The 20,367-nt window shown below is 40.9% G+C and carries 18 protein-coding genes; 7 read left to right on the forward strand and 11 right to left on the reverse strand.

Features of this window, described 5'->3' with window-relative positions; translation table 11 throughout:
* Positions 1-34 precede the first annotated feature (34 nt).
* Both JU57_RS00485 and JU57_RS00490 read left to right on the forward strand, forming a co-directional pair.
* Complete coding sequence (locus tag JU57_RS00485) at positions 35-1,786, forward strand: type II/IV secretion system protein (protein ID WP_037955523.1); 1,752 nt, start codon at positions 35-37, stop codon at positions 1,784-1,786.
* The gene (locus tag JU57_RS00490; RefSeq protein WP_037955526.1) at positions 1,783-3,024 is read left to right on the forward strand and encodes a type II secretion system F family protein; all 1,242 of its coding nucleotides are present in this window, start codon (positions 1,783-1,785) and stop codon (positions 3,022-3,024) included. Before JU57_RS00485 ends, JU57_RS00490 begins: the two co-directional genes overlap by 4 nt.
* A gap of 37 nt (positions 3,025-3,061) precedes the next feature.
* On the opposite strand, the gene JU57_RS00495 is transcribed toward JU57_RS00490, so the two are convergent.
* Both JU57_RS00495 and flgH read right to left on the reverse strand, forming a co-directional pair.
* Positions 3,062-3,505: a hypothetical protein gene (locus JU57_RS00495; RefSeq protein WP_037955528.1), complete on the reverse strand. Its 444-nt coding sequence runs from the start codon at positions 3,503-3,505 to the stop codon at positions 3,062-3,064.
* Between the two features lie 24 nt (positions 3,506-3,529).
* On the reverse strand, positions 3,530-4,234 hold the full coding sequence (gene flgH, locus JU57_RS00500) for a flagellar basal body L-ring protein FlgH (protein ID WP_037955531.1): 705 nt from the start codon (positions 4,232-4,234) through the stop codon (positions 3,530-3,532).
* Between the two features lie 82 nt (positions 4,235-4,316).
* Between flgH and JU57_RS00505 the strand changes: the two genes are divergently transcribed.
* Positions 4,317-4,763 (forward strand): GatB/YqeY domain-containing protein, encoded by a 447-nt coding sequence (locus JU57_RS00505; RefSeq protein ID WP_037955535.1) that lies wholly within the window; start codon positions 4,317-4,319, stop codon positions 4,761-4,763.
* A 172-nt stretch (positions 4,764-4,935) separates the two neighbouring features.
* Here the strand turns inward: JU57_RS00505 and JU57_RS00510 are convergent, their stop codons facing one another.
* The 9 genes from JU57_RS00510 to JU57_RS00550 form a co-directional block, all read right to left on the reverse strand.
* Positions 4,936-6,144 carry an acetate kinase gene (locus JU57_RS00510; protein WP_037955537.1) on the reverse strand — a complete coding sequence of 403 codons (1,209 nt, stop codon included), beginning with the start codon at positions 6,142-6,144 and terminating at the stop codon, positions 4,936-4,938.
* A complete protein-coding gene (pta, locus tag JU57_RS00515) occupies positions 6,141-8,249 on the reverse strand; it encodes a phosphate acetyltransferase (RefSeq protein WP_037955539.1) in 2,109 nt (702 codons plus the stop codon). The genes JU57_RS00510 and pta overlap by 4 nt, the downstream gene beginning before the upstream one ends.
* A gap of 69 nt (positions 8,250-8,318) precedes the next feature.
* Positions 8,319-9,755 carry a UDP-N-acetylmuramoyl-tripeptide--D-alanyl-D-alanine ligase gene (gene murF, locus JU57_RS00520; protein ID WP_051906415.1) on the reverse strand — a complete coding sequence of 479 codons (1,437 nt, stop codon included), beginning with the start codon at positions 9,753-9,755 and terminating at the stop codon, positions 8,319-8,321.
* A gap of 5 nt (positions 9,756-9,760) precedes the next feature.
* On the reverse strand, positions 9,761-10,033 hold the full coding sequence (locus JU57_RS00525) for an acylphosphatase (RefSeq protein ID WP_294874893.1): 273 nt from the start codon (positions 10,031-10,033) through the stop codon (positions 9,761-9,763).
* A complete protein-coding gene (locus tag JU57_RS00530; protein ID WP_037955542.1) occupies positions 10,027-10,746 on the reverse strand; it encodes an alpha/beta hydrolase in 720 nt (239 codons plus the stop codon). The genes JU57_RS00525 and JU57_RS00530 overlap by 7 nt, the downstream gene beginning before the upstream one ends.
* On the reverse strand, positions 10,739-10,963 hold the full coding sequence (locus JU57_RS00535; protein ID WP_037955545.1) for a type II toxin-antitoxin system Phd/YefM family antitoxin: 225 nt from the start codon (positions 10,961-10,963) through the stop codon (positions 10,739-10,741). Before JU57_RS00535 ends, JU57_RS00530 begins: the two co-directional genes overlap by 8 nt.
* Positions 10,964-11,013: 50 nt before the next feature.
* Positions 11,014-12,048 carry a D-alanine--D-alanine ligase gene (locus JU57_RS00540; RefSeq protein ID WP_037955548.1) on the reverse strand — a complete coding sequence of 345 codons (1,035 nt, stop codon included), beginning with the start codon at positions 12,046-12,048 and terminating at the stop codon, positions 11,014-11,016.
* Between the two features lie 12 nt (positions 12,049-12,060).
* Positions 12,061-12,618, reverse strand: coding sequence for a Holliday junction branch migration protein RuvA (gene ruvA, locus JU57_RS00545; RefSeq protein ID WP_037955549.1), 558 nt, complete (start codon positions 12,616-12,618; stop codon positions 12,061-12,063).
* Positions 12,615-14,546, reverse strand: coding sequence for a flagellar assembly protein A (locus JU57_RS00550; RefSeq protein WP_051906417.1), 1,932 nt, complete (start codon positions 14,544-14,546; stop codon positions 12,615-12,617). Before JU57_RS00550 ends, ruvA begins: the two co-directional genes overlap by 4 nt.
* A gap of 137 nt (positions 14,547-14,683) precedes the next feature.
* Here JU57_RS00550 and murJ point away from each other — a divergent pair, with 137 nt between their 5' ends.
* The 4 genes from murJ (at position 14,684) to JU57_RS00570 (ending at position 20,332) form a co-directional block, all read left to right on the forward strand.
* Complete coding sequence (gene murJ, locus JU57_RS00555; protein WP_037955550.1) at positions 14,684-16,093, forward strand: murein biosynthesis integral membrane protein MurJ; 1,410 nt, start codon at positions 14,684-14,686, stop codon at positions 16,091-16,093.
* The gene (cysS, locus tag JU57_RS00560; protein WP_294874901.1) at positions 16,080-17,477 is read left to right on the forward strand and encodes a cysteine--tRNA ligase; all 1,398 of its coding nucleotides are present in this window, start codon (positions 16,080-16,082) and stop codon (positions 17,475-17,477) included. The genes murJ and cysS overlap by 14 nt, the downstream gene beginning before the upstream one ends.
* A complete protein-coding gene (locus tag JU57_RS00565; protein ID WP_037955555.1) occupies positions 17,478-19,193 on the forward strand; it encodes an ABC transporter ATP-binding protein in 1,716 nt (571 codons plus the stop codon).
* A 74-nt stretch (positions 19,194-19,267) separates the two neighbouring features.
* Positions 19,268-20,332, forward strand: coding sequence for a quinone-dependent dihydroorotate dehydrogenase (locus tag JU57_RS00570; RefSeq protein ID WP_037955558.1), 1,065 nt, complete (start codon positions 19,268-19,270; stop codon positions 20,330-20,332).
* Positions 20,333-20,367 lie beyond the last annotated feature (35 nt).

Raw genomic sequence — 20,367 nt, forward strand, 5'->3', positions numbered from 1 at the left:
CAATAGCCAAAATTTATCAACAATGGTAGAGACAATGAACGATATTACAAACACCCTCTTAACCTATCTTATTCACAACCGTATTATCGATGAAACCAGTGCTGCTAAAATCAAAGACGAGATAAAACAAAATAGCCACAAAGTTTTGGGTGAAATTCTCTTGGAGAATAACTTTTTCACCAAAGAAGATCTGCTAATTTTAGTGATAGAGTTTTTTAAAAAAGGGTATTTGAACTTAGAAGATGTCAATGCTAACTTTGCCATTGAGAGTGAAAAATTCTTACAAGCTTTAGCCAAAAATCTTAACTATGAGTATCTTGATCTTGACTCGATTGACATTGACTATCGTCTAGCCTCTAAACTTCCTTTTGCACAGCTCAAAAAATACAAAGCATTGCCGATTCACGAAGATGAGATCAATATTTTTGTAGCGCTTAAGGATCCTTTGGATATTAATGCCCAAGAGGGCGTTCAGCGAATTTTTCCACGAAAACTCCTCAAAGTCATCATTGCAGAGCCTTCTCAAATTGATAAATACCTGATCAAAATGGAACTGGGCGAGAGCATTAAAGGATTGATTGGCGAGATTCGCAAAGAGATTACCTCCAGTGCGGCTGAAAATCCTCAAGAGTCTTCAGGTATTTTAAAACTGATTGAGATTATTCTTAAAACTTCGATTCTAGCACGTGCGAGTGATATTCACATTGAACCAACCGAGAACAACTGTATTGTCCGTAGCCGAATTGATGGCATGCTGACAGAGACATTTATTTTTGACAAAGATATTTACCCTCCGCTTGCATCACGCATGAAACTGCTCTCAAATATGGATATTGCCGAGAAACGCAAACCCCAAGATGGTCGCTTTTCGGCTACGATTCTTGGGCGTGAGTATGACTTTAGGATTTCAGCCCTTCCTACGATCAATGGCGAGTCCATTGTTATTCGTATTTTGGATAAATCCAAAGTGATGATTAAGATTGAAGATTTGGGAATGCAACCAGCAACCTATGCTAAGTTTGCTCAAGCGATGCGTACCCCTTATGGTATTATCTTTGTAACAGGACCTACAGGTAGTGGTAAAACAACCACACTGTATGCAGCGCTTAATGCGATTAAAAGTGTGCAAAGTAAAATCATTACCGTTGAAGATCCGGTGGAGTACCAACTCAACCTAACTCAGCAAGTTCAAGTCAATGAAAAAGCAAATCTTACCTTTGCCTCGGCTCTGCGCTCAATTTTACGCCAAGATCCTGATATTATCATGATTGGTGAGGTACGTGATACCGAAACCTTGCGCATTGCTGTTCAAGCAGCACTCACAGGTCACTTGGTCTTTTCAACACTCCACACCAATGATGCCATTAGTGCTGTTACAAGGGTCGTAGATATGGGAATTGAACCTTATTTGATCAGTGGTTCTCTCATTGCCATTGAAGCGCAACGATTGGTACGTAAACTCTGCCCTTATTGCAAAACAAAATACACTCTTCCTAAAACAGCTTTAGATGAAATCCAAGCAATGCTGCCTGAAGATTATCAATTTTACAAACATAATGGCTGCGAGAAATGTTCTCAAACAGGCTATTTAGGACGTGAAATGATCTCAGAAATTCTACCCATTAGTGAGAAAATTTCCAGCATGATCGCCCAAGGTGCTTCCAAAAGTGAAATTAAAGAGCAAGCCATTAAAGAGGGCTTTTGTGACATGTATCAAGATGGTATTACACGCGCAGCCAAAGGCATTACCTCACTCGATGAGATTGCAAGGGTGGCAAAAGGATGAAGTATTTTGAAGTGAACTACCTTTTTAAAGGTCAAAAAACCAAAACTATTGTCAAATCACCGAATCGTAGCGATGCCATTGCCATTGCCAAAGTTAAGATTCCTGGCGTTATTATAAACGTTAAAGAGACTTCTGCGCCCCTTGAAGACCAACTGGGTGAATTAAAAACGCAGTTTTTAGGAGCTCTTTTTCGTAAAAAAATTAAAATGCCAAACCTTATTGCTGCGATTAGGCAACTGAGTGTTATGACCAATGCAGGTATTTCCATTCACGATAGCGTCAAAGAAGTTGCCAATGTAACGGTTGATAAATCGCTTAAAGAGATCTTTAACAGTGTCAATGATGATCTCAACTCGGGGCTTAGTCTTACACAAGCCTTAATGAGTTACCGTGAAGAGGTTGGCGATGTGACACTCGCACTGGTTGAGCTGGGTGAAAGTACCGGTAACATGGCAGAATCTTTGGAAAAACTTGCAGAGATTCTTGAAGAGATAGAAGAAAACAGACAAAAATTTAAAAAAGCGATGCGGTATCCTATTACAGTTGTTATTGCCATTGCCATTGCTTTTTCAATTTTAATGGTCTATGTTGTCCCTAAATTTAAAGATATTTTCTCAAAACTTAAAGCGGAACTTCCTCTGCCTACGAAGATTCTTCTTTTTATGGAAAACCTGATTAATCATTACGGGCTCTATCTTCTTGCGGCGATTTTTATCACTATTGTTCTTTTTAAATACCTACTGGTGCATAACGAAGAGTTCAAGAAAAAGTATGATCAATATATTCTCAAGCTTTATCTGATTGGTAACATTATCTTTTATGCCACACTGAGTCGTTTTTGCCTTGTCTTCACCGAACTTATTCGTGCAGGTATTCCCATCGCGGATGCTTTGGATACAGCTTTGTTAACGCTGGATAATACCCATCTTAAAAAAAGACTCTCCGCGGTCAAAGTCTCCGTTCAACGCGGTATCTCACTGACCGAATCGTTTCGTGATACAGGGCTTTTTGAAGGAATGTTGATTCAGATGATTCAAGCAGGTGAGCAAAGTGGTACGCTGGATAAAATGCTTGAAAAAGTGACACAATACTTCAAGTCACGCTTTAGTCAAATTATCGATAATATCGCAAGTTATATTGAGCCGATCCTGCTTGGATTTATCGCAGCGATGGTTCTGTTAATGGCACTTGGTATTTTTATGCCGATGTGGGATATGGCAAAAGCGGTTAAATCGTAATCAAAATCTTGCCTTACATGTAAGGCAAGTGTCGTCCTTAAAACTCTTTAGGAATCGTACAATCAAGTTGATCTTTAAACCGCTCATTGGCTAAAGCAATGAGCTCTTTTTGCCCTATTTTGGCGATCAAACATAAGGCGCCCAGTTTTTTACACCACAAACGCTCGACTTTGATGCGGTAATCATCCTCTTTCACTTTCGTGTAAATACTCCAACTACGAATGCTCTTTTTCTCTTTATACCCTAAAAGAGTAATAATCTCTTTATCATCAATTTTGCGCTCAATTACGGAGCGGAGTTGTGTCTCATTGAGTCCTAATCGCCATGCTTTGTAGCCAATTACCATGGCTCTAGCACGCTCAGGGGTATTGGTTTTGAGTTTATCAAAACTGACACCAAAATATTTGAGCGCTACAATAATATCTTTGGCTTTAAAAATTTTATCTCGTTCGATAAATTTAGGTGCGTTAACGTTTTCCAATCACTGTCCTTTGTCATAAATACATTAAAATGGCCAAATGGTTTCCATAAATTTGGTGCCCCATGGCTTTGTGTTCGTTTGATCAATATCGCCTTCTGTTTTATAGAGAATCTTCGCTTCAGCGATGTATTTTGAATCAATGTTGTTGTATTGATCGATGTCATACGGGCGAATCACGCCACTGACTTGGATCATCTGTTTTTCACCGTTGATCAGTAATTCACGACTCCCCTCAATAAAATAGTTGCCATTATTTAAAATTTTAATAATACGTGCGGAAATCGTCGTTGAAAAACTCTCATTGCGGGTATTCGTTCCTGATCCTGTAAACGAGCTGCTTGATCCTGCCGTAAAGCCGATATTGCCCACTTTATTGAGTTGTCTAGCCGCGTTACCCGCTACACCACCAGCAGCGGTTGTGATGCCTGCTCCAAGGTTACTGGAGTTCTCTTTTTCAAGTGATTTTTTCCCTGAAGAGCTTTGGGCTGTCTGCTCGGTAATCGTCACGGTAACGACATCGTTGACGTGCATTGCTTTAAGATCGGCAAAAAGAGGATTGTCACCTTGCCCAAAGAGGCTTCCAGGGTTAGGTGTCGTATTTTCATTCACGCGCGAAGGAATCTCATCGACATAAACAGGTGCTTTCATGCTAATTTGAGGACTGGCAGGGTGTGCAGAACAACCCACTAAAGCCACAACAGCTACAAAGCTACATGTAAGAATTCTCATACAACTCCATTTTATTCTATTTTTTATCATTATACTATAAAATGCACTGCTCTAAAGCAAATTAAGTTCCTAAGGAAAAAAGATGTCACAACTCAAAACAAAACTCCAAGATGATCTCAAAGAGGCAATGAAAACCAAAGATAATTTTAAACGTGACGTGATCCGTTTTTTGATGAGTGCGCTAAAACAAATCGAAGTCGATGAACGCAAAGAGCTCAGCGATGCTGACATCATGAAAATCATCCAAAAATCACTCAAACAACGCGATGACGCCTCAATTGCCTTTAAAGAGGCTGACCGAATGGACCTTTATGAGAAAGAGATGGCAGAAGCGGCTATTTTAAAATCGTATTTACCACAACAACTTGACGATGAAGCGCTTAAGATCATCATTCAAAAGCACATTCAATCCAGTGGCGCTACGAGCCTAAAAGAGATTGGAAAGATTATGGCTGGTGTGCTTGCAGAATGCGAAGGGGTGGCAGATGGTAAACGCATTAACGCTATTGCTAAAGAACTTTTAATTTAGAGTTCTATTAGAACTCTTATCACGCTTTTAAAGCAAAGCTTTAAAAACTACGTTAACACTGAGTTTTGCTCGGCGCAAAGCCCACGCACCTTTGGTGCTTTGACTTTTGCAAAAAGTCTATTAATCAAGAGGTTTACATGTAAAGATTTGTCTTTACATGTAAACACTGATTTTAGTGATGTTGTTCGATCATCTCCATCGTTTCCATTGCGATTTCCAACTCTTCATTGGTCGGGATGACTAACACTTTGACTTTGCTATCACGTGTGCTAATTTCTAAAATATCGCTTGAGCGAATTTTATTCAGTATTGGATCAATTTTAATGCCAAAATTCTCTAAATTTTCACATGACTTAAGGCGAACCCCACTGTCATTTTCACCAATTCCGCCCGTAAAGACGATACAATCAACACGCCCAAGCACAGCACTGTACGAACCAATGTACTTTTTCAGACGGTAATTAAACATATCGCGCGCAAGCTGCGCTTTCTCATCGCCCTCTTCTGCCATTTGCGTAATTTCTCGCATATCGTTGCTTCCGCATATCCCTTTTAAACCACTCTCTTTATTGAGCATTTTATCGAGATCATCGAGTGTCAGTCCACGCTTTCGTGCCAAATAGAACAAAATAGCAGGGTCAATATCGCCACTGCGTGTTCCCATAATAAGCCCTTCAAGCGGCGTTAACCCCATGGAAGTATCCACACTTTTACCATTTTCAATCGCGGCAACACTCGCACCATTACCTAAATGCAGCGTAATAGCATTGAGGGTATTGACATCTTGCTTCAGGTATTTAGCAGCTTCTTTCACGATGTAACGATGTGACGTTCCATGAAAACCATAACGACGAATGCGTAAATCTTCATAATATTTATAAGGAATCGCGTACATGTAAGCGTATTTTGGCAATGTTGAGTGAAAAGCAGTGTCAAAAATCGCCACTTGTGGCACATTGGGACTTTGATGTACAGCAACCCTCATGCCTGCTAAATGCCCAGGATTGTGCAAGGGTCCCAGTGGGATCAAACGCTCAATCTCCGACATAACATACTCATTGACCATCGCAGGTTCTTGAAACGAAGCGCCTCCTTGAACAACACGATGCCCAATGCCATCGAGCTCATTGAGATCCTCAATCACACCCGAATGAATCAATGCTTGACTCATCCATTTAAGGGCTTCATCATGATCAGGAATGGCGCATTTTAGCTCTCGTTTATGCTCAACATCGTCGGCATCTTTGTACTTAATTTTAGCCATGGACTCTTTTTCGCCAATTTGCTCAATCATACCACTGGCTAAAACAGCATTATTGGTCATATTAAAGAGTTGATATTTAACAGAAGAACTGCCCGCATTTAAAACTAAAATTTTCACTTATTCTCTCCGTCATTGGTTTGTGCTTGAATGGCTGTAATGGCTACGGTATTGACAATATCAGGGACTAGACATCCACGGCTTAAGTCATTAACCGGTTTTCTAAGGCCTTGTAAAACAGGACCAATGGCAACCGCACCTGAGCTTCTTTGCACCGCTTTGTAGGTGTTATTGCCTGTATTGAGATCGGGGAAGATAAAGATCGTTGCTTTACCGGCTACTTGACTGTTGGGAAGTTTGGTTTTAGCAACACTTGGATCAATCGCAGCGTCGTACTGAATCGGTCCTTCAACCAATAAATCAGGACGTGTCTCTTTGACGATTTTCGTTGCAAGACGCACTTTTTCAACCTCCTCACCCTTACCTGAATCACCGGTGGAGTAAGAGAGCATCGCGATTTTGGGTTCAATGCCAAACATCTTCGCGGTATCAGCAGAAGAGATCGCAATTTGCGCTAGTTCTTCAGCATTTGGGTCTTGATTGACAGCACAATCGCCATACACCAAAACACGTGTGTCCAAACACATAAAGAAAAGACTCGAAACAATGGAGATACCTGGCTTAGTTTTGATGATTTGAAGCGCAGGTCGAATCGTCTCTTGCGTCGTGTGAATCGCACCCGAGACCATACCATCGGCATAGCCTGTATAGACCATCATCGTTCCAAAATAATTTTTCATCATCATACTATCGCGTGCCACATCCAGTGCAAGCCCTTTGGCTTTTCGCATCTCGTAAAAAGAGTTCACAAACTCATCCATCAAAGGAGAGCTCAACGGATCAATAATGGTTGCTTTGCTAATATCAAGTCCAAGGCTTGCACTTTTGTGAAGCACCTCTTCTTCAACACCTAAAAGAATAATATCAGCCACATCACGACGCAACAAAATCTCTGTTGCACGTAAAATGCGTTCATCATTACTCTCAGGCAATACAATCTTTTTACGATCCCGTCGTGCGCGCTCAAAGAGAGCATATTCAAACATAATCGGGGTAATAGAACTGGTAGAAGATTCGGTATCAATACACTTTTCGATCTCTGCGCTATTGACATTGGACGAGAAGAGTCCCATAGCCAACGCAATTTTTCGCACACTTTGGGGTGTAATAGTTGCAGGAACCTTCGCAACATTCACCGCCGTATTAAAGGTGCCATCTTCCACACTTAAGATAGGAATGGAGAGATCTTTAAATCCTGCGACCAGTTTGTTGATAGATTTGTGAGGCATCATGCCAGCGGTGAGCAAAATACCTGAGATGTTTGGGTAATTGTTGGAAAAAACCGTGCTCAAACAGCCGACAATAATATCAGAACGATCGCCCGAAGTGATGACTAAGTCGCCATCTTCGATGTATTCTAAGAAATTATCGAGTTTCATCGCTGCAATTTTGCTCTGCTTAACCACACGTCTAAGATCTTTTTCTTCACCGTAAATGTGCATACAGCCAAGCGCTTTTTTGATCTCCGCTACGGTTGGTGTGTCAAGTTCGGGAACTTCGGGTAAGAAATAAAGGGGCGCACCTTGTAAAGCATCTTGTTTGGAAAGCGCTTTGAGCTCTTCGGCTTCGTCTTCGCCTAAACGGTTGACAAAGGTTGCAAAGTGTTGACAGCCTGCCCCTTTAATCGCCTCTGCTTCAATCAAAATCTCATCCATCACCTCTTTGACGCTCTTATGTTTGCCTTTGAGGACACCAATAAAAGGGCTACTGAGATTTTTAGCTATGGAAAGATTGATGTCAAAATCAAGGGCTTGCGAAAAGTTAGACTGATTGAGTCCTTCGATAAGGACAAAATCATACTGGCTTTCCAAGACTTTGAGTTTATCAATAAGGTTCTCTAAAACGTGATTGAACTTATTTTCTGCAATTAAGCTTTCAACTTCATGTACCGTATAGCCATAGGTATCTTTATACTCCATGCCTAGTGCATAATACTCTAACATAAAGTTAATATCTTTATCGGCTCCACTGCCATCTACAATGACAGGGCGAAAAAAAGCAACTTTCCCAAGACGGCTTTTTAACAGCTCCATAATACCCATCGCTACGATCAAACTGCCCGCTGCTGGTGCAAGCGATGAGATATATAAACTCTTCGTTTTCATCTCACTCCTTTTAAATGATCCCCTATCATACTTTAGATCGTATAACATTCGTATAATAAAATAGGATTTTTAGATAAAAGTTGGAGCATCATTCGAAAAAAGTATCACATCTCCTGCATGAGTCTGTTCTGCCAAGGTCTCTTGGAGTTTTGATTTATCGCTGAGTATTATCTTCTGCGCTTTGTTTACATGTAAGTCTAAAACCTCCACATTGGCTTTGCCTGTGAGGATCACGAGATCAAACACATCATCTATTTTTTGCGCTAGGGTCGCATTGGCTGCTTGAGTGCTTTCGACAATACCGGGTGTGATGATCACTTTGCGCCCCACATGCGTTGCAACAAGATCATATGAGCTCAGCATGCCTTCTAAATTGCCATTGTAACTATCATCAATGATGAGCTTTCCACCCGCCTCAATTTTTTGCAAACGATGCTCTACGCTTTGCAGATTTGAAACCGCTTCTTTAATCACAGACAGATCCAGCCCAAGGGAACGTGCGACGTGAATTGCGGCTGCAATATTGATGGCATTAAAAGCGCCCAAGAGCTTACATGTAAAGTGCTCTTTAACCCCATCAAGGAGCATATTAAAGCTCAGTCCTTGCAAAGTTGCTTCAATATCGCTCAGCTCAGAGCCAAACGAATGGATCATCGAGGTTGGGTTAATGTTGGCGCTCTCATGCACAAAAGCGCTCTCAAGTCGCGTTGAGTTGAGCATCTCCATTTTGGTATTGCGGATGTTTTCAAGCGTTTTAAAGTACTCAATGTGCTGTTCACCAATGCAGCCCACCACGGCGATATGCGGATTAATGAATTGCGCAATCTCTTCAATGTCACCTCGAACACGTGCGCCTGCTTCAACGATGTACACATCACACACCTTGGGCAGTGATTCATTAATATCTTTGATGATGCCACCAAGCGTATTGACACTGCGAGGTGTTTTGTAGACCTTGAGTTGGCTACTTAAAATCTGTGCCAGAAAGTTTTTAATGCTCGTTTTACCGTAACTGGCAGTAATAGCAACCACTTTGAGCGCTGTATTGCTCATCAATTTCTGCTGTGCCTCTTTTTTAAACCCATCAAAAAGGATCTTCTCATACACCATGCTCGCACATTGAGCCACAACTAAAGGAATGATAATGCCCAGTTTAAGGCACGATGCAAGCAGTAAACAGAGCAGGTCTTGAAACAGGGTTGCTAACACTAAAAAGAGGAAAAAGCGTTTGACGCGCGCCGTCCAGACCAATTTTTTGTCCATTTTTGTCTGCCAGACAAACAGCAAGAGTAAAAAAAGTGCCACAAAAATGTCGAGAAAAATGCCGTCTAAGAGATAGTAACCGATTAAGGGAATCACAAAAAAGTAAAGATGCCAGTCATAACGGTTGTAATGAAAGAAAATACGCTCAAGTCGGTAGCTGTACCACTGCATGGCGGTGATAAAATAAAACCCGATGCCTACCATAAAACAAAAATGTACCACGCTTAAAACCATTTGATCCATACCCTTTATCTCTTTTCAAAATCATCAAAGATCATCGCATCGATCTTTTGACATGTAACGTCATGAACCGCTGAAAACAGTGTTCCATCGTAAAGCTTGCTGATAAAAAACTCCAACTCTTCTTCAAATTCGGTGTTGATGACCACTTCAACACTCCCATCTACAAGGTTTTTCACATAACCCACATAGTCCAAAGCCTTTGCCACACTGAGCACAAAACGACGATACCCTACGCCTTGCACATGCCCTGTGACATTTAGCATATAGGTACTCACCATCCAAACGCTCCTACTGTTTTTTCAATCTCTTTTGCCTGTTTGATAAAAAAGAAATGATCGCCTTCCATCGCATAAAAATGGCTTCCTTTGATGAGCGCGTGCATCTTTTCACCACTTGAAAGAGGGGTTGCGGTGTCAGCTTTGCCCCAAAACAGAAAGCTTTTGGCTTTACATGTAAGAAATTGCTCGCTAAAGTCTTCATTGACCACACGTTTGAGGATTTCATACATCACATTACTCATTCCCTCTACATCTTTGGTCGCAAAAAAGCGGTAGAACGATTTAGGAGCAAAAGGTTTGAGCATTTTGAAAAGTGCAATTTTTGCTCTTATTTTCAAAGATTTTGGAGCAACGATACCAGCACTGGAGAGCAAAACCAGCACATCTGGCTGAAGCAAGGTGGCGACTTTTCCACCAAAAGAGTGTCCCACAATGATAAGAGGCTTTACATGTAAGGCTTTTAAGAAGACATGAACAATATCTGCATAAGTTCCTGTTTCGATAACGTCATTGATCGAAGACGCTCCAAAACCCGGAAGATCAAGATAGAGATGCTGATACGCAGGAAAACACGTGCCAAACGCTTGCTTCATGATCTCTTTATTGCTTCCCCAGCCATGCAGAAACAGAATCGTTTGAGGTTGATGGTGGTTGAGTAGCTCGTAGGAGAGCGCATACGTGCTATTTTGAAATACAATCTCTTTCTTAGCCATCACTCTTCTTTTTCGTGCTGGCGTAGATTTTTTCCAAAATATGAACCGCTTCGCTCATTTTTTCGTATTCGTCCACCGTGATCATCACCGCTTCAAAACGGTTATTTTTCACGATGACGATACGTTTGTTTTCACCTTTGCTGAGGCTTCCTAAAACGGAGCTAAAGTTTCGCACCATGTCGGTTGCAGTCATTATCTCATTTTTAGCGTAGGTCATTTCATACCTTTGTGCAAAATTTTATGTAATATCTTACATAAACAACACTGTTACTTCCCTTTAGCCGCTTGAATCGAGTTAATATAACGGTACTCTTTGCTCATCGTAATCTGTTGAGGTAAGAAGTTTGCAAGGAGTTTAATCACACCATCAAAATCATCAAAAAGGTAATTGGCCATGCTTCCTGGAATGGGATTGATCTCGTTTAGATAAGGCTTACCATCGATGACAAAAAAGTCGCAACGAATCAGTGCACCTAAAAAGAGAGGATCGTACAGCCTCTCAAATGCCTCTTTAATGCCTACTTCTTCTTGGGCATTAAGGGTGGCTTCATTAACCCTTTTCGTGCGGGAAAAGTCCAAATATTTTTTATCAAAGTCTAAAAATTCCTCTTTTTGAGGCTCTTCAATGATCGAAAATTGGAACGCATCGGTCTTACACCCTGCAAGATTGTACTCTTTGACACCACTGATAAAAGGCTCTATTAAAACCGTGTTATCAAATTCAAAGGCGACGTCAAGCGCGTAAGCAAGCTCTTTTTTCTCTTTGACAATGCTAATACCAATGGAGCTTCCAAGGCGTAATGGTTTAAGAATAAAAGGATATGGAATCCGAATCAGCTCATCACTGCCTTTGCGAAGCGCTTGATAATCGAGTACATTGACACCCACTTCCCCAGCGTAGAGTTTTGTGAAAAGTTTGTTGTAGCTGATACAACTCCCTTCCGTTCGCGGTCCAATGTAAGGCACGCCAAAAAAATCAAGCAGTGAGCTTAATGTTCCATCTTCGCCATCTCTCCCATGTACGAGGTTGATCATCACATCAAAGGCAACTTTCTCTTCTCCCAGCATTTTTTTAGTATAAAAACCACCCAGTTTAAGAAAAAGGGCTTTGTCTTTTTTGTACGCACCACTGCTAAAGCGTTTGGAGGTAATTTTATCGGTTGGGATCAGGTAAAAATTGCGTTCGTAATCACAAAAAATATAAACAATCTCACATTTAAGGACTTTTTTAAGCGCAATGGCACTCACCACGCTAATCTCATGTTCAAAACTTTGGGCGCCAAATAAAACGGCTACAGTCATTTTCTTCCTTTGTTAACTAAGCTTTCTAAGAGCTTCTTTGATCAGTGTTTGGGTATCAATGCCCTGACAGGTGCTCAGGACTTTTTTAATCATCTCTTTCTTAAATCCAAGGCTTTCAAGCGCTAAAGAGGCTTCAACCATACTTCCAGAGCTGTGATCATCATAATTTAATTGCAATGAAAAATCACTCAGTTCCACTAAAATGCGTTTCGCACTTTTAGGCCCAATACCCGGAACTTTTTGGAAGGCTTGTACATTTTGGCTCACTAAGGCTTGGGCAAAATCATCGGGACTCAGCGTAGAGCAAACCGCCAAAGCCGTTGAAGGTCCAATACCATTGAGTTTGATCAATGTATCAAACACTTTTTTCTCATTTTCATCGATAAATCCGTACAAACTGTGCTGATCTTCACGGATAATTTGGCTTACATGTAACGCAATCGTATCGGTTGTAATTTTGCCAATGCAGACCAAGGAGACAAACACTTTATACGTGAGTCCTGAGGCTGTTTTGACATGCACAAACGTCACCTCTTTTTTAACAACACTTCCTTCAATACCTACTATCATTTGTTGCTATACTCCATTGAACGCATCACTCGGTGTTCGCCCGTTCCCATATCTTTGAGGGTAATTTCACGTGCAATTTCGCGCTCTTTGGGATTATACGTCACATCTTTTGGAGGATAAATCAGTCTAAAGCGCACTTCATTAAACTCTTTCCACGCCGAATGGTTAATGATTTTGGCAGAGAAAACCTTATTTTGGACGCGGTTGAGCTCTTCGCGGTACTCTTGCAACTCCTCTTTTTTATCTTTAAATGTTTGCAAAAAGGTGTTGTAATCAATCACTTTTTCTTGGAAATCTTTGATCTTAGCAAAGAGTGTCACAGGAGGCTCTACACCGCTTCGCTTAAGCTCCATAATTTTCTCTTTGACCATCTCTGCCATCGGTTTATTTTTGTCAATAAACTCTTTTTTGCTACTCAGTTGCCTTGGAAATGCTTTGAGCTCTTCTTCAAGTTTTTCGATCTTTTTATTGATCGACTCAATGAGCTCATTAAACTCTTTGGTGACACTTGGATCAATGATAAATTTATTATTGGTTCCTTTAAGCTCTGTTACTTCCAAAATCTCTGAAGCTGTTATTTTGGCATTGGACATAAGATTGTCGATTTTGACAATCTTGGCGATGATTTCACCCCCGATCATATGCTTTACATGTACGGTATCGCCAACCACTTTGCCGCCTTCTAAGCGGTCAATGTCAACATCAATCCCATTGGCTTCGCCACGGTGAACCGCAATGATGATTTTATCGGCTTCGATGTAAGAGCTTTGATGGGTTTGCCCACCAATTTCAGCAATTTTAGCTTTAATTTTTGCCCCACTTCCGATGTTGCCTTCTACATGCACTTCGGTCGTCTCAACACTCATTCCCGCACCAATCGCGTCTTTAAGAATATCTTTTTCTTTGATGTTGATCTTAATGTTAGAGCCTAAACTTGCATCGATAGATCCCGTGGATTTAAAGCTAATCTCGTTAATCTCCATCTGATCTTGAATATCGTAGGTGCCTTTATCAAAATTGACATAACCACCACGATTGGCGATGTATTTGATGCTCGTTTCGCTCTCTTTTTTCGTCAAATTAGGGGTGATCAGAACAGGAGCATCGTTGGCTTTTCGAGGCTCTTTCACAGGAATAAAAGCACCCCTGCAATTGCGCCCAGGCATGCCAACTTGCGGTTTAATGTACTCAATAATGCACTCATCTTTATCTACGGCTAAAACAAACCCTCGCTTGGAATAGTCCACTTTTCCATCGCTGCTTTTCGCATTAATTTTCTTTTTATAATGAAAGATCAGATCGTCATTCACACAAGGCACTTCATCCACACCTTGGCACACGACAAAGGTCTGATTTTGATCAATAATACCATTGACGCGAATATTGGCGACAATCTTTTTAACCTCTTTGTGCATGTTTTGATCACGAATTCCTACCAAAATTCCCGCTTTGATCTTTTTGATTTGAATATCTTCAATCATCTTCTCTTCAAGCTTCGGGGTAAATCGCACATCATTGCTTTTCGCAACCATTGCTATAATCTTGGTCAAGCTTTTATTGCCGCTGAGTGTTATATCAGGAAGGGGGGTGTGATCGTCCTCTTGATCTTCGATTTTATAAATCTCAATGCGGTAGTGTTGTGTCAGTTTCAGATTGGGGTTCAGTAAGAAGCTATCATCCTGTAAGAGTTTGAGCTCGTCCTCATTCATCTCATTGTTTTCACTCTTTTCATCGCTGTAGTACGTGGTGGTACGAAGCAGCGTAAACGCAAGGTCTGTTACATTAAGATGGTTTGCAAGAGCAACATTTTTAACCTCTTTGATGACATTGGTAGTGTCGATAACGATGGATTTAAATTCAGAGGTTCCACCATCGTTTTGCTTCGCCCCGTCGGTATGAGTTCCCTTAATTTTGTCAAATAGCCCCAATGTTATGTACCTCTGTTTTTTGTATGAGCCCTAATAATGCTCTGAATTAAATATCGACAAATGTTATATAAATGTTGCTTATCTTAGCGAAAAATAGATAAAAATTTCGTTTAAACGTTATTTAGATAAAATTCTAAATGCTTATAAAATCATTTTTCACAAACAGTATCGGAACACTGGTCTCACGTATCTTTGGATTTATTCGAGATATGCTGAGTGCTTCTATTTTAGGGGCTAATATTTACAGCGACATTTTCTTTGTTGCTTTTAAATTTCCCAATCTTTTTCGTCGTATTTTCGCCGAAGGGGCGTTTACGCAAAGCTTTATTCCCAGTTTTATCCAATCTTCACGCAAGGCACTCTTTACCTATACTATTTTTTCACGATTTTTACTTTTCCTCATTATCTTCGCATTAATCGTCACGATTTTTAGTGAGTTTTTTGCCAAAATGATTGCTTTTGGTTTTGATGATGAGACCGTAGCACTCTCTTCTCCTTTTGTTGCGATTAACTTTTATTATCTGCCGCTCATCTTTTGTGTCACACTTTTTGGCTCACTGCTGCAGTACAAACACCATTTTGCTATCACGGCTTTTTCAACGGCACTCCTCAACATCGGCATGATAACAGCACTGCTTCTGTTTCAAAATTACGACCGTAAAACGATTGTGTACGCCTTAAGCTATGGTGTTTTAGTCGGTGGACTTTTGCAAGTCATCGCACATCTTTTGGCGCTTAAAAAAGAGAATTTTTTCAAATTTTTAGCCCTTGGATTTAAATATCGCCATAAAAAAGATGCGGCATTAGAAGAGAGTCGTAAAAGCTTTAACCGCTCCTTTTGGCACTCGGTTATTGGCAATTCAACACCACAAATTGTCTCGTTTGTGGACACTACGCTGGCAAGTTTTCTCGTTACAGGCAGTATCAGCTATCTTTATTATGGTAACCGTATTTTTCAACTTCCGTTGGCACTTTTTGCGATTGCGCTTACGACGGGTCTTTTCCCCAAAATGACCCGCTTACTCAAAGCAGACAAAGAAGATGAGGCTTCCAACCTCCTCTCTCAAGGTTTTTGGGTTTTAGCCTTTTTACTCACGACCTCCACACTCGGAGGTTTTATACTCAGCGATGAAATCGTTTGGCTACTCTTTGAACATGGCTCATTTTCAAAACAAGATACCGCCAATACAGGCTTTGTCCTTGCAATGTACATGATCGGATTGATTCCTTTTGGGCTTTCGAAACTTTTTTCATTGTGGCTGTATGCAAGAATGCGCCAAAAAGAGGCAGCCATCATTGCGATGTACGCACTAACAGCCAATCTCATCTTCTCATTTTCCCTGATCAAGCCCATGGGAGCCGCAGGACTGGCACTTGCTGGTTCCTTGTCTGCGTTTATTTTACTCTTTTTTACCCTTCGCTCGTTTGGGCTAGCGAAGTTTTTTGCTATACTGTATAGTAAAAAAACACTTATTTTAGCAGCGCTTCTTCTTATGGAATGGGGCATTTTATGCTATGCAAAGGAACTTATTCATGCTTATTTATGATTCGGTACAGAAGAAAAAAGTACCGTTTATCCCCCTTAAAGAAAACGAAGTTAAAATCTATGTCTGCGGGCCAACCGTGTATGATGATGCCCATTTAGGACACGCTAGAAGTGCGATTGCTTTTGATCTTTTACGTCGCGTGTTTACAGCACTAGGGTATACCGTCACGTTTGTTAAAAATTTTACCGACATTGATGATAAGATCATCACTAAAATGAAAGAGAGTGGTAGGTCGCTTGAAGAGATCACTTCCTTTTACATTGAGCGCTATAAAAACGAAATGCACGCTTTACATGTAAACGATGCAGACATTGAGCCAAAGGCGACGGAGACGGTTGCGGAGATCATTTCGTTCGTCACTTCAATGCTGGATAAAAAAGTCGCGTATGTGACGAGTGATGGTATCTATTTTGATACCGCAAAAGACGCTAAATACCTCTCCTTAAGCCACCGAATCATTGAAGAAGACGCGAGTCAATCACGCATTGAGCAAAAAGAAGAGAAAAAAGATCAAAAAGATTTTGCCCTGTGGAAATTCTCCAAAGCGAATGAACCAAGCTACCCTGCTCCTTTTGGTGTGGGACGTCCTGGTTGGCACATTGAGTGTTCAGCGATGATTGAAAAACATCTGGCTAGCAGTGGTGATTTTCAGATTGATATTCACGCAGGTGGAGCCGATCTACTCTTTCCTCACCATGAAAATGAAGCGGCGCAAACGAGGTGCAAAAGCGATCAAGAACTTGCCAAATACTGGATGCACAACGGCTTTGTAACGATTAGCGGTGAGAAAATGAGCAAATCCTTGGGAAACAGCTTCTTTTTAAAAGATGCCTTATCCATTTACAGCGGTGAAGTGCTTCGTTTTTATCTGTTGGCGACGCATTATCGTGCCAACTTTAACTTTGCCGAAGAAGATCTTTTAAATACGAAAAAACGCCTTGATAAACTCTACCGCCTGAAAAAACGCGTTTTTGAAAACGCGCCTAGTGAAATTTCTGTGAGTTTTAAAGAGGCAATGCTTGAAGCTTTAAGTGATGATCTTAACATCTCAAAAGCCTTAGCAAGTCTGGATGAGATGATCTCCTCAGCCAATGAAACACTCGATGCCAATCCCAAAGACAAAGCGCTTAAAGCGACCACCCATGCCAATTTACAATGGATAGAATCTCTGCTTGGCATTGGACTTTACAATCCTTACATGTATTTTCAAATCGGAGTCAGTGAGACCGAAAAAACAGAGATTGAGTCGCTTATCGAAGAACGTACACAGGCTAAAAAAGCGAAAGATTTTGCCAAAGCAGATGAGATTCGCACACTTTTAGAAGCCAAAGCGATTCAACTGATGGACACAACACAAGGAACACAATGGGAAAAGGTCAACTAAATGCTCAGTATTAAAGGTGTTCTAGCGCGGTTTTTCCCTTTTTTTAAAGACTATATTCCCTACTTTCTCTTAGCCATTTTAGGCATGGCGCTTTCCAGTGGTGGAACGGCGTATTCGGCGTATTTGGTGAAGCCTCTTTTGGATGAAATTTTCATCGCCAAAGATAAAGAGATGCTGCAACTCTTACCCTATGCGATCATCGCCGTTTATGCGACTAAAGAGGCAGGACGTTACATGCAAGCTTACTTTACGGCGTATATTGGGCAAGATATTATCAAACGTTTTCGTGAAAATATTTTAGAAAATCTTTTAAAACTGGATCTTACATTTTTTCATGAGTACCGAACGGGCGAGCTGATCAGTCGCAATACCAACGATGTAGAGCGCGTTAGAACCGTTGTTTCCAATCTTATTCCTGAATTTTTACGCGAGACATTGACTATTTTTGGGCTTGTGGGCGTTGTCATTTATCAAAGTCCTGAGCTTGCTTTTTACGCGTTAATTGTTATGCCCTTGGCTGTTTATCCCCTCAGCAAACTTTCCAAACGAATGAAAAAAGTTTCACGCGCTTCGCAAGAGAAGGTCTCTGACATTACCGCCAAACTGAGTGAAATTTTCAATAATATCGAAATTATTCAAGCCAATAATGCCCAAGGCTACGAACATTCGCTCTTTAAAAAAGATAACGAACGCTATTTTAAACTTACAATGAAATCGGTTAAAGTCAATGAACTCGTCAGCCCTATTATGGAGACATTGGGTTCCATTGGCGTTGCGGTTGTCATCATCGTTGGTGGCAATGAAGTCATCGATGGCACGATGAGTGTGGGCTCCTTTTTCTCCTTTTTAACGGCTCTTTTTATGCTCTACACCCCTATCAAAAAAATCTCAGGTCTTTACAACAAGATGCAAGATGCCATTGTGGCAAGTGAGCGCATTTTCTTTTTGTTGGATCAAATCCCTTCTATCACTGATGGCGATGAAGAGGTTCCTTCCAAAATTGAGACCATCACCTTTGAGAATGTTTCGCTCTCGTACGGCGAAAAGCAGGCTTTAAAAGATGTGTCACTTGAGGCAAAATCAGGCGAAATGATCGCACTGATTGGCGATAGCGGTGGTGGAAAGAGTTCGCTTATGAACATGCTGATGCGCTTTTACGACCCAAGTGAGGGAAGTATCAACATTAATGGAATTGATTTAAGAGCTTTTAATTTGCACCATCTTCGCGATAATATTGCGATGGTTACGCAACGCGTTTACATTTTTCACGACACCATTGCGGCGAACGTGGCGTATGGCAAAGAGGTTAATGAAGCCAACGTCATTGATGCACTTCAAAAAGCCAATGCATACGAATTTGTGCAAAATCTGCCGTTGGGGATCCACACCCATTTGGATGAATTTGGCACCAATCTCTCAGGCGGTCAACGCCAGCGCATCGCCATTGCACGCGCGATTTACACCAATCCTCAAGTGCTTATTTTGGATGAAGCCACTTCAGCACTTGATTCACACAGTGAGCAAAAAATCACCGAAGCGATTGAATATCTGATTAAAGATAAAATTACCTTTGTGATTGCACACCGTTTGAGCACGATTAAAAAAGCCGATAAAATTGTCCTGCTCAAACACGGCAAAATTTGTGCCATCGGCAGTGACGAAGAGCTCTTAAATAGCTCCAAAGAGTACCTCAAACTCAAAGGTCTGCAACACTAAAACTGCCCAAAAATCAACCATCTTTTATCTTTAATAGAGTATAATCGCGTACTTAATATCGAAGGAAATTGAAGATGGTTGATTATTTTGGTTTGATGAAAAAATGTATGTTTAATTTCTCACCAGAGAATGCACACCATATCGCAGAATTTTTCTTTAAACAGGGTGCTAATTTAACACCTTTTATCCTTACACCTTTAGCCGAGCACTTTTTTATCCACGATAAACGCCTTGAACAGCAGCTTTTTGGCAAAACGTTTCTCAATCCACTCGGTCTTGGTGCTGGTTTTGATAAAAATGCCACGATGATTAAAATGCTCACAGCCCTTGGATTTGGGTATATTGAGTACGGCACGATTACGCCTGAGCCCCAAAGTGGCAATGCAAAACCACGATTGTTTCGCTATGTTGAGCAAGAGTCCATCCAAAATGCGATGGGTTTCAACAATGAAGGCATGTACAAAGTGGGCAAACGACTTGAAGAGCTCTACCCTTTTGCAACACCGTTGGGGGCTAACATTGGAAAAAACAAAACGACAACGGCTGAAAATGCGCTCAAAGATTACGAAAAATTGATTAAGCGTTTTAAAGATTTGAGTGATTATTTGGTCATCAATATCTCTTCTCCCAATACACCTGGTCTTCGAGATTTGCAAAATGAGCAGTTTATTCAAGATCTTTTTGTGATGGCAAAAGAGCTTACATGTAAACCAGTGCTTCTTAAAATTGCACCCGATCTTGCGATAGAGGAAGCCTTACATGTAAGCTCCGTTGCACTGGAAAATGGCGCTGCTGGCATCGTGGCAACGAACACAACGATTGACTACTCTTTGCTTCCTAATGCCAAGGATTTTGGTGGTATTAGCGGTAAAGTCTTGTGTGAGAAAAGTTTTGCGATGTTTGAAGCCCTTGCCAAAGAGTTTTTTGGCAAAACAACCCTCATTTCCGTCGGTGGCATCGATTCAGCCGATGAAGCGTATCGAAGGCTTAAAGTGGGGGCGAGTTTGATCCAAGTCTATTCCGCGTTTATTTTCAAAGGACCTTCGCTCAATCGAGCGATCAATCTAGGGATTTTAGAACGTATGGACCAAGATGGATTTACACATATTAACGAAGTTATAGGAAGCGACAGGAGATGATAACGTATGAAAAAGGTACTACTATTTTTAACATT

Origin of the sequence: Sulfurospirillum sp. SCADC, assembly GCF_000743525.1 — a bacterium.
Lineage (GTDB): Bacteria > Campylobacterota > Campylobacteria > Campylobacterales > Sulfurospirillaceae > Sulfurospirillum.